The sequence below is a fragment of the Thermostichus lividus PCC 6715 genome (assembly GCF_002754935.1).
In the GTDB taxonomy this organism is placed as follows: domain Bacteria; phylum Cyanobacteriota; class Cyanobacteriia; order Thermosynechococcales; family Thermosynechococcaceae; genus Thermosynechococcus; species Thermosynechococcus lividus.
Genome location: NZ_CP018092.1, coordinates 751,566 through 767,113, shown reverse-complemented (window position 1 = coordinate 767,113; position 15,548 = coordinate 751,566). Strand labels below are relative to the sequence as shown.

Here is a 15,548-nt window from a genome sequence, read left to right as displayed (position 1 = left end):
GGATGCTCCTGAAGTTAGGCTCCGCGTAGGCTCAAGCCAATGACTGTGCCAAGGGCAGGACGTTTTTCTAAGGGGATCTCTTCTGGGGTTTGCAACCCTAACAGGGAAATGGGATCCACAACGGTGGCTGAATAATTGAGCCGTTGGCTAAAGAACTCATCGATTTGGCCAATGCTCGCGCCTGGTCCGGCCAGCAGCAGTTGCGACACTTCGAGGCTTTCGCCTTGGTTGAGGTAAAAGTCGATGGAGCGGCGAATTTCATCTGCTAAATCCGTCAGTACTCGCAGGATGGCTGCACCACTGGGGTTGAGAGCACCTGTAACATCCATGGGTTCAAGGGGCACTGTCAAGTTTTCGATGAGGTCAACCCCCATGGAGGGGGGCAAATTCATGGCACGACTGATGGCCTCCTGCATCTGATCCTTGCCAATCGGGACTTTGCAATTGAACTGGGGGATGCCATCTTTGACAATGCTAATTTCGGTGCCTTCATCGCCAATATCGATAATTGCGGCGGCTTCACCCACAAACTGTTGCAGTGAGTCCCTGAGGGTACGCATGAGGGCAAAACTGGTGACTTCAAGGGCGGTGAGTTGCAGTCCTGCTTGGGAAAAGGTGGTGATGTAGGCATCAGTGACATCCCGGGGGGTGCCCACCAGCAAAATTTCTACGCGCTCAATGCCATCTTCGTCAAGGGAACTGCCGAGCTTTTGGTAATCGACATCCGCTTCTTCCCGCGGAAAGGGGAGGTAAAGGGGAGCTTCCTGCATCAGCACCACCTCCCGTAGCTCATAGTCGGGTAGCTCCGCAGGCAAGCGAATCAGGCGAATGACGGCCTCATTCATGGGGATAGCACTAATGACCTCTTTTTGTTTAATGCGCTTGTCTTCAATCCCTTGGCGAATGGCATCGGCAACCGCTACGGTGTCAATAATTCGACCTTCAACGATGGCACCTTCACTGAGGGGAACTGAGACAATGGCACTCGCCTTGAGACCCTGCTTCTGCCGCTGGACTTGGACAATATTGACCCGCTCTGGGGTGAGTTCAATCCCCAAGCCTTGCTTTGTTTTTGCAAATAAGTTCCCAAACACAATATCACCCACACTTGGACGTGAATAGTCAAGTTTGCGTCAATGCGCTGCGTGAAGAGTGAGGTGCCGCAATCCACCCTATAAGTCCCAGCCCATTGAGTTCCGAGGGGTGTGGGGGCGAAACCTGTCGCAGTGAAATCTGACGCAATGACATTGGCGCGAATCCCTTGCTAGGGTCATCATAACCAATGGGCATCGGGTCTTTCCAAGGGATTGGTATGGTTCATTAACTGGTTTTATTCATAACTGAGCGATCGCCTAAGCCCTCAATTGACAAGGGTTGAGGCTCTTTTGTTGCCACAAAAAAAGTGGCCTACGGGTAACTTTTTGATCTGGCCTAGCCCACTTTGTAACGATGACGATGTTGCCTTAGATTGTTAAGGGATTTTTACTGCCCACTGTGGTGTGAGGGTTTAAGCCTGATGTCGCCTATATCCCCACGTGTTGTGAGCGATCGCCCCGCTGTTGAAACTGTTGAGGCACCAGAGCTTGGCGATCGGGGACTGATTCCTCGGGTGCTGGTGCCGGCCTTGCGCTGGTGGCTGCTGTCGCAACTTGATGGGGCTGAGGGGCTAGAGATGGATCTAAGGGTGGGCGATCGCCAACTGCTGCGAGGGCAGTTGCCCTTCGTGCGCTTAGGTGCAACGGTGGCCAGCTATCGTGGTATTCTACTGCGGCAAGTGACGGTACAGGCAGAGCACATTCGCATCAACTTAGGGCAAGTGGTGCGGGGCAAGCCCCTCAAACTTTTAGCACCAGTGCCGGTTGAGGGCGAACTGATGGTCACCCAAGCGGATCTGCAAGGGTCTGTTGACTCACCCCTGTTGCAATCGGGGTTGCGCTCTCTACTAAGGCACCTACAAAACGAGGGACTGGGAAAAGCAGGGGTTAATCTCAGGGAGTGGCAGATGGTTAGTGCTGCGGTTACCCTGGGAACGGAGCAGCTTGATCTGGCCTTTACGATGCAAACTGCCCAGCAGCAGCAGGCGTCTTGGATTTGTACCACCGGCATCCGGCTAGAGGATGAGCGAACCCTGTGCCTGCACCGCCTACAGTGGCAGGGGGAGGCCACAGTCCATCCTCCGGTCACAATTGATTTGGGAGCAGGGGTTGCCCTCCAAGAGCTATCGCTTCAGGCCGGCATCCTAAGAGTGCGGGGTAGGGTTTGCATCTACCCCTAGGGCTTTTAAGAGAGCCGCCACGCGCCCTAAGTCCTTGATTCCGGGGCTGACCTCCACCCCACTAGAAAGATCGATGCCGTGGGGGTGGGTTTGGGCAATGGCTTGGCGGCAATTTTCTGGGGTGATGCCACCGGCCAGCCACCATGGGCAGGCAATACTCAGGTGTTGCAGTAACCGCCAGTCAAAGGGGGTGCCTGTGCCTCCCAATTGCTGGGGATGGTAAGCATCTAGGAGTAGCCGAGTTACATAGGGGATGTAGTGGGGAATGCTCTCTAGGGTGTCTTTGGATTTGACCCGCAAGGCTTTAATGATCTGCACGTGGGGATAGTGTTGCTGCACCTGCTGGCAAAAGGCAGGGGACTCGTGGCCATGGAGTTGGACGGCCTTGATGTTGCTGCGGTGGATGAGGCTGTCTAGCGCTTCAAGGGTTGGATTGGCCACAACGGCAACCGTTAACACCGTCTCCGGCAACTGCTGAGTGATCGCCGCAATGGCGGGCGGTGGAATATAGCGGGGGGAACTGGGAACGCAAATAAACCCAAGGGCGCTGACTCCCATCTGGGCGATCGCCACCGCTTGTTCTGCCCGGGTGAGACCGCAAATTTTGACCGCGATAGCGTCAAGATCATTGAACATTTGTAACAGGATGCACCGTTTTGTGAACAATTACCGAGGCGGGTTCGCTGGTTCCGTATAATTCATGGGCAATTGTACTCATCTTAGGAGGAACGGTTCCAATGGTGTTAGCCACTCTTCCCGATACAACTTGGTCACCTGCGGTTGGCTTAGTGGTCATTCTGTGTAACTTGTTCGCGATCGCCATTGGTCGCTATGCCATTCAATCACGGGGGAAAGGCCCCGGCTTACCTGTGTCGTTGCCCGCACTGTTTGAAGGCTTTGGGCTGCCAGAACTATTGGCCACCACTAGCTTTGGTCACCTGTTGGCCGCCGGTGTGGTCAGTGGCCTACAGTACTCCGGTGCCCTCTAAGGAAGGAATACCCGCAGCAATATGACGGGAGATGAAGGGTAACACCTCAGTATTTGTGCTGGCACTCCGGTGGTCGATAAACACGACTAAGGTGTAAGGGCACTGCCCCGGCAGTTCAATGTAGGCAGCATCATGGCGCACCCAACTGGTTAACCCGGCCTTTGACCACAGCGTGGCTCCCTGAGGTAACCCTTCTCCCAAAAAGCCCTGCACTTGGTTTTCAGGATCTGCAGCGAGTGCCTCTGGGTCTAAGGAGCGCTGCATCAATGCCAGCATGGCTTGGCTGGCTGCCCCAGACACTGCCACCCCCCCAACAATACTGTGGAGTAGCTTCGCCGTTGCATCGGTGGTGAGGCGATTCCGATTCTGGCGATCGCTGCCGACAAAGTCCTGTTCGCGCCCATAGGGGCCATCACACCAGGTTTTTTGATTGACGTTAATGGCCGCCAATTCTGGCCACCCTAAGGACTGAAAGTAACGATTGACAATATTGCGCTGATACTGCCACGTCCGAAAGGGTTCTGGCGGCAAGCACGGGCCACTGGTGGTGCCGCTCAACATATCCACCACCAGCCCCGTTGCATCATTGCTAGAGTCCACAATCATATCTCGCATGGCTCGCTCTAGCTCTGGGTCGGGCTTGAGCATTCCATTGTGTAGCCATTCATAGCAGGCCACTAAGTAAAAGAGTTTGACAATGCTGGCCGGGTAAAAGGGCACATCCCCGCGATAATTGGCGCCGGGGACAGTGTATTGCCAAAACTCTGCGGCGGTTAAGGCCCCCCCTGTATTTACCGGAATGGGCGGTGGATACACCAGTAGGGTGAGGGCAATATCTTGCTGCCCTAGCCATGGAAACTGCTGCCATGTGGCTTGCAGCGTGCGGGTTACCAGCTCCGTCAGGTAGGTATTCGCCTGAAAAAATAGCATTTCTTTCCCCTACTCTGGCGATCGCTGGGTTATGCCAACTGCCCCTGAATAGACGAGACCGCGCTCGACATCCATGGTCAAAATTGTGCCCTCGCGAATCAACTGGGTGGCATTTTTCACCCCCACAATCACGGGAATGCCCAAGCGCAACCCAAGGACGGCGGCATGGCTGGTGAGGCTGTCGTCCTCGGTAATAATCCCCGCCGCCTTGCGGATGGCCTCCACTAAATCGGCACTCGTGCGGGGTGCCACCAGAATTTCGCCACTATTAAAGGTACGCACAGGGCTACCATCGTGCACCACCCGCGCTGGCCCACTCACCGACCCATGGCCAATGCCACAGCCACGGCCCATCACTGAGGTCACCAATTCCACCTTAATCATGTCTGTAGAACCGGAGACCCCTTGCAGCGTGCCAGCGGTCATCACCACTAAGTCTCCTTCCGCCAGTAATCCCCGTTCTTGAGCGGCATTAATGGCGGCTTGAAAGGACTGCCGCATCGAGGGATGATCCAAGGTCAGCAGGGGTTCTACCCCCCATACCAACTGTAGTCGTCGCGCCACCTCAATATGGGGAGTGGCGGCCAAAATGGGGATCTGGGGTCGAAATTTCGAGACATTGCGGGCCGTTGCCCCACTTTTGGTTTGGGTAATAATGGCCTTGGCGTGGAGTTGAGCGGCCACCTGCCCCACCGCTTGACTAATGGCATTGGGAATCGATCGCCCCCCTAACGGATCAGTGCTGGGTTGGCGCAGTTGGGGCTGGTTATCAATACGGGCGGCAATGGTGGCCATCATTTTCACCGCTTCTACAGGGTACTCCCCCATGGCGGTTTCGTTAGAGAGCATCACCGCGTCAGTGCCGTCAAGGATAGCATTGGCAACATCAGAAATTTCAGCACGGGTAGGGCGGGGGCTTTTCACCATGCTATCGAGCATTTGGGTGGCCGTAATCACCGGAATTCCTAGGCGGTTGGCAGCGGCAATCAGGCGTTTTTGCAGGATGGGCACCTCCTCCGCCGGCAGTTCGACCCCCAAATCGCCTCGCGCCACCATCACGCCATCGCACAACGAAAGAATGGCATCCATTTGCTCAATGGCTTCGTGCTTTTCAATTTTGGCAATGACGGGCACCTGCTTACCCTGATTAGCAATCAACTCCTTAATTTCCAGCACATCTTGGGGGTTGCGGACAAAACTGAGGGCAACCCAGTCCACCCCCTGATTCAGACCAAACATGAGGTCATCGCGATCTTTTTCTGTGAGTGCCTTAATTGAGAGATAAACCCCCGGAAAATTCACTCCCTTAGAATTGGACAGCGGCCCCCCCACAACCACTCGGCAGTGCAGTTCCCCAGCGGTTTTGTCCACTTCCTCCACCACCATTTCCACTCGGCCATCATCCAGCAGAATCGTTGCTCCGACGGGAACCTCTTGGGCAAGGGGAGGGTAGGTAATGGAGCTAATCTGCTGGTTGCCCATGAGAATGCGACTTGTCAAGGTGAAGCGATCGCCCCGCTTGAGGGAAATTGAACCGTTCTCAAACCGGCCTAGGCGAATTTTGGGGCCTTGCAGGTCTTGCAGGATACCGACGGGTTGCCCTAGTTCGTAGGAAATTTGTCGAATCAGGCGAATACTGCGCTGATGATCATCGTGGGTGCCGTGGGAAAAGTTGAGGCGAAGCGTAGTGGCTCCCGCTTGGATGAGGGCACGGAGCTTATCCGGCTGGCTCACAGCGGGGCCAATGGTGGCAACAATTTTGGTGCGACGTTTCAACGGCTGGTTGGACATAGTCACTTCATGATTTAAGCCTCAACAGATTACCGTATTTTGCAGAATGCTGAACCACTGGTCATGGCAACCCCTTGACTGATGGGCATCTGATCGGCACTGTCTGATTCTTTATATGCTACTAGCCTACAGCGATTGTTCACCCTTGCCTACGAGCATTACTGCACTAGAGCAAACCAACTGGTCGTTGACTGGGCACGTTGTATTAGAACACGTGACTCAACCGTTGAGGAGTCCCATCGCCTGTAGCTCTTGACGTAGGCGGTCAGCTTCTGGGGGATGTTGCTGCTGCCAAAGATCAATCGCCGTTTGTAGTTTTTCGAGGGCGGCGTGAACGTGCCCTAAACGCAGGAGTAAGGCACCTTGGTTTTGATAGGCCAACGCAAGGGTGGGATCAAGGGCTTGCAGGCGATCGTAGGTGGTTAAGGCATCCCCCCACCGTTTCAAGTGCTTTTGGGCATCAGCTAACCGCAGGTAGGTGGCTACGTGGCTCAGGGGAGGGGTTGGGGTGTTCAGGGCGGCCTCATAGGCTGCAATCGCCTCAGCCCACTGTTGTTGGGCACTATAGAGGTTGCCTTGGTGGTAGTAGAGTTCGTAGGTGACGCTGGCGGGGCGATCGCTAGCGTTGAGGCCTTGGGCAATACAGGTCTGGGCGCTAGCAAAATCGCCTTCGGCTAAATACACCCCTGCTAGTTTACTCCAGAGGTAGGTATCCGCAGGGTGCTGGCGCAGATAGTTGGCCATGATGCGCTTGGCACGCTCGTGCTTTTGTTGCCGCTGTGCCCCTAGGTAGCCCGAATGAACGATGGCCACTGCGTTCACTTGGCCAACCTGCCAGTGAGGCTCTCGCTGCTGGAGTGCCAAGACGCTATCGTCGATGGTTTCGTGGTAAGGTCGCTGAAAATAGATCTGAGGATGACAACGAAACAGCCTTGACACGTAGGAATAGGGAGGCACCACACCCAATTCCTGCCGCAGCAGGGTAACAGCTAACCACTGGGGCTGTTGGCAAATTGTGGGCAAGGCCTGAACCATCGCTGGTGTCAGGGTTTCATCGGCATCTAGAACCAGCACCCAATCGCTGTGGACATACTTGAGGGCAGCATTACGAGCGGCGGCAAAGTCCTCTTGCCATGGATAATGATAGACCTGCGCTCCCCATGCTTGGGCGATCGCCACGGTCTCATCTTGAGAGCCTGTATCGACAATTACTATTTCATCCACTGCCTCAGCAACACTGGCAAGGCAACCCCCTAACCGTGCTGCCTCGTCCCGCACAATCATGCAAAGGGCAATTGACATAAACTAAGACATAAACTAATTAGAACTAATTAAGAAAATTCACCAACAAGCTGAACTTCCGGGCTGAGCCAAACCGCCCAGCGATCGGCCACGGCAGTTTGAACATAGCGAATTAATTGATAGACCTCTAGAGCCGTTGCACCACCACAGTTAAGGATAAAGTTGGCGTGCTTCTCAGACACTTGGGCACGACCCAGTTGATACCCCTTCAGACCCGTTTGCTCAATCAGCCAACCCGCGGTTCGTTCTCCCGGATTCCGAAAGACACTGCCACAGTTGGGTAAGTGATAGGGTTGGGTGCGCAGGCGATCGTTCAGGTATTTTTGCGTCGTCGCCTTCACGTGATTGGGATCATGGCCAGGTTCCAGTTGCCATGTTGCCTGCAGCACCAGCCGCTGAGTGCCCTGTAACGCAGAGGTGCGATAGTGATACTCCAGCTCACGGGGCGACAGAACCGAAAGGCCACCATCCGCTTCAAGTACTAACGCAGAGACTAACCGCTCCGCAGTGCAGCCGCCATGGGCACCCGCATTCATGACCACAGCTCCGCCCACACTCCCCGGAATACCCACAATCCACTCCAGTCCGCGCCAGCCTAACTTAGCAGCATAGTGCGCCATTTTGGGCAGCGGGTAGCCTGCCCCCACCGTAATTTGACCACTTTCAGGATCAGCTTTAAGATAGCGGAGATATTTGGTCGAAATAACCAGCCCCGCCACCCCTTGATCACTAATCAGCAAATTGGAGCCTGCCCCCAGTACCGTAATCGGCAGGTCTTTGTGCTGTGCCCACTGGTAGGCTATCTGTAGCTCAGACACGGTTCGTGGCTCAACAAACCACTGAGCGCACCCCCCCACGTTGAGGGTTGTCAAATTGGCAAGGGGGACATGGGCTTGCAATGGACAGCTGGTATCGGGAAGATACTGAACAGTCATAGGGCGATCGCCTCAGGCAGGGGAGATAAACGTTCTTGATCAGCCATAATGTCCGGAATCAGTTGATTCAAGTTACCTGCCCCCAAAAACACCACAAGATCCCCTGGTTGCAGAAGCGTGCCCAAATAGGCTTGCACCGCTTCCATCGTGGCGCAGTAGCTAACGGCTGCATGATACTGGCGGGTACACTCGGCCACATCCATACCGCTGATGGTGCCGGGATCAGGCTCACCCGCGCTATAAATATCAGTGAGAATCACCTGATCGGCAGCACTAAACGCTTGACCAAAGGCATCGAGAAAGGCTTGGGTACGGCTGTAGCGATGGGGCTGAAACACGGCCACCAGTCGCCGCCATGGCGAATGACTGCCCACCTGTAGTCGCGCTGCCGCTAGGGTGGCCATAATCTCACTGGGGTGGTGGGCATAGTCATCAATAAAACGAATGCCGTTGACTTGCCCCCGTTCCTCAAACCGTCGCCGCGCCCCCATAAACTCGAGCAGTGCTGCGGCGATCGTGGCAAAGTCAATGCCAAGGTAGCGACCCACCGCAATAACTGCCAAAGCATTTTGGAGATTGTGCGCCCCTAAAACATTGAGTTGCAAAATGCCAAGGGAGGTTCCTCGCTCCCACACCCGGGCGGTCGTTCCATGGGAGCTGTAATAAACATGATCAACACAATAATCAACACCCTCTTGGCGCTGGAGGCTATAGGTCAGCAGGCGCGGATGACACAGGCGATCGCGCACATTGGGGCAATCAGCACAGCCAATGACAATATCCGCTTGGTTAGCAAACTGTTGAAAGGTATTCAAGACCTCTTCAAGGGAAGTGTAATGATCGGGGTGGTCTAGCTCAATATTCGTAATTACGCCAATGTGGGGATGAAACTTCCGCAGGGAGCCGTCGGACTCATCAGCCTCTGCCACCAAATAGCGGCCTTGACCCACGCGGGCATTGCCCTGCCAAGCCGCCACTTCACCGCCAACAATGATTGTCGGGTCTAACCCAGCCCGCAACAGAAGATAAGCAATCATGCTGCTGGTGGTGGTTTTACCATGGGTACCCGCCACGGCAATGCTGTGACAGCGGTGCATTAAGGCCGCTAAAACATCGGAGCGGTGAAATATTGGGCAATTCAGTCGCTGAGCCGCTTGATACTCAGGATTGTCGTCGCGAATGGCAGTGGAGCAAATAATTTGTGGTAGATCAGGATAGGGATAGGCCTCCAAATTACTAGCTGCTTGGCCAATAAACACTTGTACCCCAAGTTCAGACAACTGCTCAGTGAGGCGATTACTGCGCAGATCCGATCCAGTGACCGTAAACCCCTGTTTCGCCAGAATGTAAGCAAGAGCTGACATCCCAATACCACCAATGCCAATGAAGTGGAATGGACGGTGATTAAACTCCATCACTGGCTGACCCACAGACAACTCCTCACTCCCACCACAATTAACTTATAGATACTTATCAATAGGTATAAACCCTCAGGCTCATCATAGCAGGTGCTCCTCAGTGCCTATGGGCTAATACTGGCAGATCTAAGCAAAATATGTAACCCTCAGTGAGTAATTTTTTCGGTAGTCCTAAAAAATGGAGTGATCGAGACGTAGAGTCTCACTGCGCTTTGGTTCCCTGCCTATCGGTTCTAGGTGTGCCCCATCCCATGCGTCATTGCCACTGCTGCCACCCTGAAGGGGTTTGGTCTTACGTTAGCGCTCCGCGCCGCTAAGGCGATCGCTCCACAGGTTGACACCGTGTGTCCCACGGCCAAACTGTTTATCGCTGCATTCATACATTCATATCTCTGTCATGGTGCACCGCACACGTGGGACAGTCCCACTCCCGTATATCCAGCGGCAACCGCTCAACGATGTGACCACAATTTCCACAGCGTTTAGAACCGGGAAACCAGCAGTCGATGTTGCAAGGGAACGCTGCTGACTTCAATGAAGTCATTTGTGGCCAAGACTTTGGCTGAGAACTAATTGCTCAACGTGCTCTTTTCCGCCAGATGTCTGAGGTATATCAATCACGTACCCAGAGCACACCAACGAATTTTAGTTTATCGAACCCGGGAACTACCCCAGTCATCTTCATGGCCAATCCTTTCCTGCCCTGTGCACATGGAGCACCGATCGCTAGTGAGCGACTTGGTTACACTGGTAATTGTTTGGAATCATCAGCCTTGTCCTTGGTGGGCGGTGCATAGGGCAACAAACCGCTATGGAGATGCCATAGACAGGCCAGAACCACTGCTAATATGCTTGAGTGCGGCGTTTTTCGTTGAATTTAGGGGATCATCATGCTACAGATGTCGGCATTCAGTCACACGATTTTGGGCACCTATGCTCTCATTGGTTTTACGATTACAGGGCTATCCTTTTTACGGTCTTGGGTACAACAGCAGTATAAAGGGTCATTGCACATTCTCAAGGAGCAGTGCGATCGCCTCCGCCAAACGGTCAATAGCCAAAACCAACGCATTGAAGGGCTAAAGGACTTAGTAGCCCGCACCACCGCCCAGCGCGATCGCCAAGCGGTAGAAATCCAGCAACTACGGGCAGAAATTGAACGCTTGAGCACTGGCTACACTGACTTGCAAACCCACCAGCAAGCCCTTGAGGCAGAGCTTGCCAGCTATCGTCAACAGGTGCAAGACCTGCAAGCAGAGTTAGCAAACGCTCAGGCAGAAAATGAAGCCCTCCGCGACAGATGCGATCGCCATCGTGCCGAGATGGAGGCAGCTTACGAGCGCAATATCCAGCTAGAGGCATCCTACCAACAGCAGTCTGCCACCTTGGCCACCCTACAGATTGCCCATGCCGAACAGGAAACGCAACTTCAGACCTGCTATACCCATCTGCAGCATCGCGACACAGTGATTGCCACCCTAGAAAACGCCCTTGAGGCACTGCACCAGCAGCACGCTCAGTCCCGCATCTACACCCAGCTCTGGGCGTGGATAAGTGGGGTCATGACTCTTGCGTGCATGATTATGGGGGCGGGTCCGTGGAGTCCGCTACGACCCGTTTGGGAGGCCATCTATCCCCACTTGCCCATGTTTTATTAGAGCACGCCGGACATCGGGAACAGTCGCTCAACAGATACAGTCCAACGCCATGACTCCCCTAGACAAACGATATTTTGCTAATGTAAACCTCGGATGCACTTCGCAGGAAACTGATCGTGAATATCGCCGAAATTTTTAACCGTGGTGGCTTGGCCATGTGGCCACTGCTGATTCTCTCGATCTTGACCTTGGGCACTATTTTTGAGCGGTTATGGTTTTGGAGCATTGTGCTGCGGGGGGAAACAAAACTAGCTGAGCAAATTCTCGATGCCGCCCGCCATGATTGGCAAGAGGCCACGGAACTGGCGGCGAATGCCTGCGATCAACCGATTGGACGCTTTCTTTATACCCCCTTGCAACTTATCGACACGAACCCCGAGATCTTTCGCCTTGCCCTCGAAGCAGCAGCGGATGAGGAACTCAGCGCCATGCGGCGTGGCGAAAAAGTGTTAGAGGCAACCATTACCATGGCACCGCTGTTGGGGCTGCTGGGAACCGTCTTGGGGTTAATTAGCGCCCTGAGTTCCATTCGCTTAGGGGATATTGGCACCCCAGCCACCATGGGGGTCGGATTGGGCATTAGCGAAGCCCTCATTAGTACCGCCTCTGGCTTAGTGGTAGCCATTATTGCCCTTGCCTTTCAGCGTCTCTTTCAGGCATTTTTGTTACAGCAAGCGCAAATCTTTCGTCGCACCGGCAATGAGTTAGAACTCACCTATCGCCAAGAATGGCTGCGCCAAGGAGCTACCAATGAGCCGGAAAAAACCTTTTTTTAGCCGCTGATAGAGAGTACTGTGCTATCCCCTCTCGACATTCGCGATCGCGTCGAGCACCTCAAAGCGAGCCTTCCCCCCACGACTCGCCTCATTGCTGTCAGTAAGTACGCGCCGGTAGCTGCCATGCGAGCGGCCTATGGGGCTGGGATTCGGGATTTTGGCGAAAGTCGCGTCCAAGACGCTGCGGCTAAACGCTTAGAACTGGCGGATCTGACCGACATCACTTGGCACCTGATTGGACACCTGCAAACCAATAAAGTCCGCCAAGCCCTAACACTCTTTGACTGGATTCACACGGTAGATCGCCTGAAACTAGCAGAACGGATCAATGCCATTCTCGCAGAAACCGGGCAGACTGCTCCCCGCTGTTTGCTCCAAGTCAAGCTGCGCCCTGACCCCCACAAGTATGGCTGGGAGCGATCGCAGCTAGAGGCCGCACTGCCCCACTTGGATCGCCTGCCCCACTTACACTGCCATGGGTTAATGACAATTTTGCCCTTGGGACTGCCCCCCACAGAGCAACTGCAGGTTTTTAGGGAACTGCGGGCATGGGGCGAAACCCTTAGCCGCAAGGGGTGGCAGCGACTGCAATGGCAAGAGTATTCCATGGGGATGAGTCAAGATTATCCCTTGGCGGTTCAGGCAGGAGCCACGATGGTGCGGGTTGGAACAGCGATCTTTGGCAGTAGAACCATTGGGACAAGTTTAATTGAAACAAATTAACTAAAATGAAAGAGCAGGGCGATCGCGGCATCGGTTCCCTGCTCTTGACTTAGGAGTTAATTAAGACGCTACCCGCGAGCCTCCACCTCAGCAATCTGCAACAGTGTTTTCAACACCGAGTCGGGGTTGAGGCTAATGGAGTCAATCCCTTGGGTGACAAGGAACTCGGCAAACTCAGGATAATCGCTAGGGGCTTGGCCACAGATGCCAATTTTGCGCCCCTTGGCCTTCGCGGTTTGAATGGCTTGTGCCACCATCCGCTTCACGGCTTCGTTGCGTTCATCAAAGAGGTGCGCCACCAAGGCAGAGTCACGGTCTAACCCCAGCGTTAACTGCGTCAGGTCATTGGAGCCAATGGAAAAGCCATCAAACACCTCCGCAAAGGCATCCGCCAGCACAACGTTACTGGGGAGTTCACACATGACATAGACCTGCAAGCCATTTTCCCCTTGCTTGAGGCCATGTTTTGCCATTTCCGCCAAGACCCGCTGTCCTTCCGCGGGTGTCCGGCAGAAGGGAATCATGAGGATCACATTGGTCAACCCCATTTCATCCCGTACCCGCTTCATCGCTTGGCACTCTAGGGCAAACCCTTCGGCATACTTGGGATCGTAGTAGCGTGAGGCACCCCGCCAGCCAATCATAGGGTTTTCTTCGTGGGGTTCAAATTGGCGGCCGCCCAAGAGGTTGGCATACTCGTTACTCTTGAAGTCCGACATCCGCACCACTACAGGTTTGGGATAAAAGGCGGCGGCGATCGCCCCAATGCCTTGCGCCAGCTTATCAACAAAGAACTCAGCTTTATTGCTGTATTGCTGGGTCAGTTCGGCAATTTTCAGTTTTGCCACCTCATCCTGTAACTCGTCGTAGTGCAACAGCGCCAACGGGTGTGCTTGGATGTGGTTCGCAATAATAAACTCCATCCGTGCTAAGCCCACGCCATCGTTGGGGATGGCGGCCAAACTAAAGGCTTCTTCGGGGTTGCCCACATTCATCAGGATTTGGGTGCGGGTGCGAGGCAGGTTCTCCAGTGCCACTTCCTCTACGTGGAAGGGTAATAAACCACTGTAGATGTGACCTTCTTCCCCTTCGGCACAGGACACCGTGACCTCTGCCCCATTGGGGATAGCATCAGTGGCATTGCCGCAGCCCACAATGGCTGGAATTCCCATTTCCCGAGCAATAATAGCCGCATGACAGGTACGACCGCCTTGATCGGTGACAATGGCACTGGCTTTTTTCATGATCGGTTCCCAGTCGGGGTCTGTACGGTGGGTCACCAGCACTTCACCCGCTTGAAACTGATCAATATTAGCCACATTGCGGATCACCCGCGCCCGGCCTTGGCCAATCATTTCACCCACAGCACGACCTTTGGCCAGCACGGTTCCTTTCTTTTGCAGGTGGTAGCTGCGCAGAACATTCCCCGCTTTTTGGGACTGCACGGTTTCTGGGCGGGCTTGGACAATAAATAGCTCACCCGTGATACCATCCTTAGCCCACTCGATGTCCATGGGGGTATAGGTGCCCCGCTGTGCAGAATAATGGTCTTCAATGGCACAGGCCCATTTCCCCAGAGTCAGAATTTCCTCATCGTTAAGGGCAAACTGCTTGCGCAAGGTTTCTGGCACTGGCTCATTACGAGTGAGTTTGGTACCGCCGAGATCGTAAACCATGCGGATTTCTTTGGTGCCGAGGGCTTTTTTGAGGATAGGTTTGTACCCTGCTTTCAGAGTTGGCTTAAAGACAAGGTATTCATCAGGATTCACCGCCCCTTGAACCACGTTTTCCCCTAGGCCATAGGCAGCCGTAATCAAGGCAGCATCCTTAAAACCCGTTTCAGTATCAATGGAGAACATCACCCCCGAACAGGCTAAGTCTGAGCGCACCATTTTTTGTACGCCGACCGACAGCGCCACACTAAAGTGATCAAAACCTTTGATCTGACGGTAGGAGATGGCACGGTCGGTAAACAGGGACGCAAAGCAGCGATGGCAGGCATCTAAGACCCCTTTGAGGCCATGGACGTTGAGGTAGGTTTCCTGCTGACCGGCAAAACTCGCATCGGGAAGGTCTTCGGCGGTGGCACTAGAGCGCACCGCAACATCGGTATTCGCACCATAGCGATCGCACATATTTTGATAGGCAGCCGCAATCGCATCCGTCAATGCTTGCGGGAAGGGGGTGTGGAGGATCAGTGAACGGATGGCTTGCCCAACGCGATGTAGCTCACCGACATCTTCAACATCCAATCCAGTCAAGAGGCGGCGGAGTTGCTTATCGAGATCCCCGGCTTGGATAAAGTAACGGTAAGCGTAGGCAGTGGTCGCAAAGCCATCTGGAACATTAATCCCCTTCGGGCTAAGCTGTTGCAGCATTTCCCCTAGGGAGGAGTTTTTACCTCCCACCAATGGCAGATCCTTTAAGCTCAGAGAGTTGAGTTCCAGAACAAACGCCGTCTCGCGATCTGCTGCTGTGGTTGTTGATCTGGAGATAGATTGAGTCATTGTTTACTCTCCCAAAAAGTGATTCCAATTAATTCGAAATCTTTGATTGCGATGCTCGATCGAGTTATTGTTTCCTGTCAGTTTTCGTCTTGACAAATCAACTTTCTCCTTGACAACGTAGTACCAACTGACTCTCTCTGGCTGCCTATTGCGTGCCTCGCTGCCCGCAGTTATAGCGTGCCAAAGAAGGTGACTAGACGGTTCTTTGCAGAACGCTCCTACCGCTCTGAGTGCTTATTGCTTC

13 protein-coding genes and 1 pseudogene are annotated in these 15,548 nt (G+C 54.0%); 5 read left to right on the top strand and 9 right to left on the bottom strand.

What is annotated here, in order from left to right:
• Nucleotides 1-14: 14 nt before the first annotated feature.
• Nucleotides 15-1,094, bottom strand: coding sequence for a type IV pilus biogenesis protein PilM (pilM, locus tag BRW62_RS03875; RefSeq protein WP_227517559.1), 1,080 nt, complete (start codon nucleotides 1,092-1,094; stop codon nucleotides 15-17).
• Between the two features lie 422 nt (nucleotides 1,095-1,516).
• On the opposite strand from pilM, the gene BRW62_RS03870 reads away from it, so the two are divergent.
• Entirely contained in the window at nucleotides 1,517-2,275 is a 759-nt protein-coding gene (locus tag BRW62_RS03870; protein WP_099798356.1) for an LmeA family phospholipid-binding protein, read from the top strand.
• Here the strand turns inward: BRW62_RS03870 and BRW62_RS03865 are convergent.
• A complete protein-coding gene (locus BRW62_RS03865; protein WP_099798355.1) occupies nucleotides 2,240-2,911 on the bottom strand; it encodes a phosphoribosylanthranilate isomerase in 672 nt (223 codons plus the stop codon). The two genes, BRW62_RS03870 and BRW62_RS03865, sit on opposite strands and share 36 nt — an antisense overlap.
• A 101-nt stretch (nucleotides 2,912-3,012) precedes the next feature.
• Between BRW62_RS03865 and psaK the strand changes: the two genes are divergently transcribed.
• The gene (gene psaK / locus BRW62_RS03860; RefSeq protein ID WP_099798354.1) at nucleotides 3,013-3,264 is read left to right on the top strand and encodes a photosystem I reaction center subunit PsaK; all 252 of its coding nucleotides are present in this window, start codon (nucleotides 3,013-3,015) and stop codon (nucleotides 3,262-3,264) included.
• Here psaK and BRW62_RS03855 read toward each other — a convergent pair.
• The 6 genes and pseudogenes from BRW62_RS03855 to BRW62_RS15070 form a co-directional block, all read right to left on the bottom strand.
• The gene (locus BRW62_RS03855) at nucleotides 3,241-4,194 is read right to left on the bottom strand and encodes a serine hydrolase (protein ID WP_099798353.1); all 954 of its coding nucleotides are present in this window, start codon (nucleotides 4,192-4,194) and stop codon (nucleotides 3,241-3,243) included. The two genes, psaK and BRW62_RS03855, sit on opposite strands and share 24 nt — an antisense overlap.
• Nucleotides 4,195-4,203: 9 nt before the next feature.
• Nucleotides 4,204-5,985: a pyruvate kinase gene (gene pyk / locus BRW62_RS03850; protein WP_099798352.1), complete on the bottom strand. Its 1,782-nt coding sequence runs from the start codon at nucleotides 5,983-5,985 to the stop codon at nucleotides 4,204-4,206.
• 219 nt (nucleotides 5,986-6,204) lie between these two features.
• Nucleotides 6,205-7,287, bottom strand: coding sequence for a tetratricopeptide repeat-containing glycosyltransferase family 2 protein (locus tag BRW62_RS03845; protein WP_099798351.1), 1,083 nt, complete (start codon nucleotides 7,285-7,287; stop codon nucleotides 6,205-6,207).
• Nucleotides 7,288-7,316: 29 nt separating this feature from the next.
• Nucleotides 7,317-8,222, bottom strand: a complete 906-nt coding sequence (gene murB / locus BRW62_RS03840) for a UDP-N-acetylmuramate dehydrogenase (RefSeq protein WP_099798350.1) — start codon at nucleotides 8,220-8,222, stop codon at nucleotides 7,317-7,319.
• A complete protein-coding gene (gene murC, locus BRW62_RS03835; protein ID WP_198406218.1) occupies nucleotides 8,219-9,637 on the bottom strand; it encodes a UDP-N-acetylmuramate--L-alanine ligase in 1,419 nt (472 codons plus the stop codon). The genes murB and murC overlap by 4 nt, the downstream gene beginning before the upstream one ends.
• Before the next feature lie 236 nt (nucleotides 9,638-9,873).
• Nucleotides 9,874-10,148 (bottom strand): annotated as a pseudogene (locus BRW62_RS15070) (zinc ribbon domain-containing protein); the annotation flags it as partial.
• 391 nt (nucleotides 10,149-10,539) lie between these two features.
• On the opposite strand from BRW62_RS15070, the gene BRW62_RS03825 reads away from it, so the two are divergent.
• From BRW62_RS03825 to BRW62_RS03815, 3 genes are all read left to right on the top strand, one after another.
• The gene (locus BRW62_RS03825; protein ID WP_198406147.1) at nucleotides 10,540-11,298 is read left to right on the top strand and encodes a hypothetical protein; all 759 of its coding nucleotides are present in this window, start codon (nucleotides 10,540-10,542) and stop codon (nucleotides 11,296-11,298) included.
• Nucleotides 11,299-11,414: 116 nt separating this feature from the next.
• Nucleotides 11,415-12,074 (top strand): MotA/TolQ/ExbB proton channel family protein, encoded by a 660-nt coding sequence (locus tag BRW62_RS03820; protein ID WP_099798348.1) that lies wholly within the window; start codon nucleotides 11,415-11,417, stop codon nucleotides 12,072-12,074.
• A gap of 18 nt (nucleotides 12,075-12,092) precedes the next feature.
• Nucleotides 12,093-12,797 (top strand): YggS family pyridoxal phosphate-dependent enzyme, encoded by a 705-nt coding sequence (locus BRW62_RS03815; protein WP_099798347.1) that lies wholly within the window; start codon nucleotides 12,093-12,095, stop codon nucleotides 12,795-12,797.
• A 68-nt stretch (nucleotides 12,798-12,865) separates the two neighbouring features.
• Here the strand turns inward: BRW62_RS03815 and ppsA are convergent, their stop codons facing one another.
• Complete coding sequence (gene ppsA, locus BRW62_RS03810; RefSeq protein ID WP_099798346.1) at nucleotides 12,866-15,304, bottom strand: phosphoenolpyruvate synthase; 2,439 nt, start codon at nucleotides 15,302-15,304, stop codon at nucleotides 12,866-12,868.
• Between the last annotated feature and the right edge of the window lie 244 nt (nucleotides 15,305-15,548).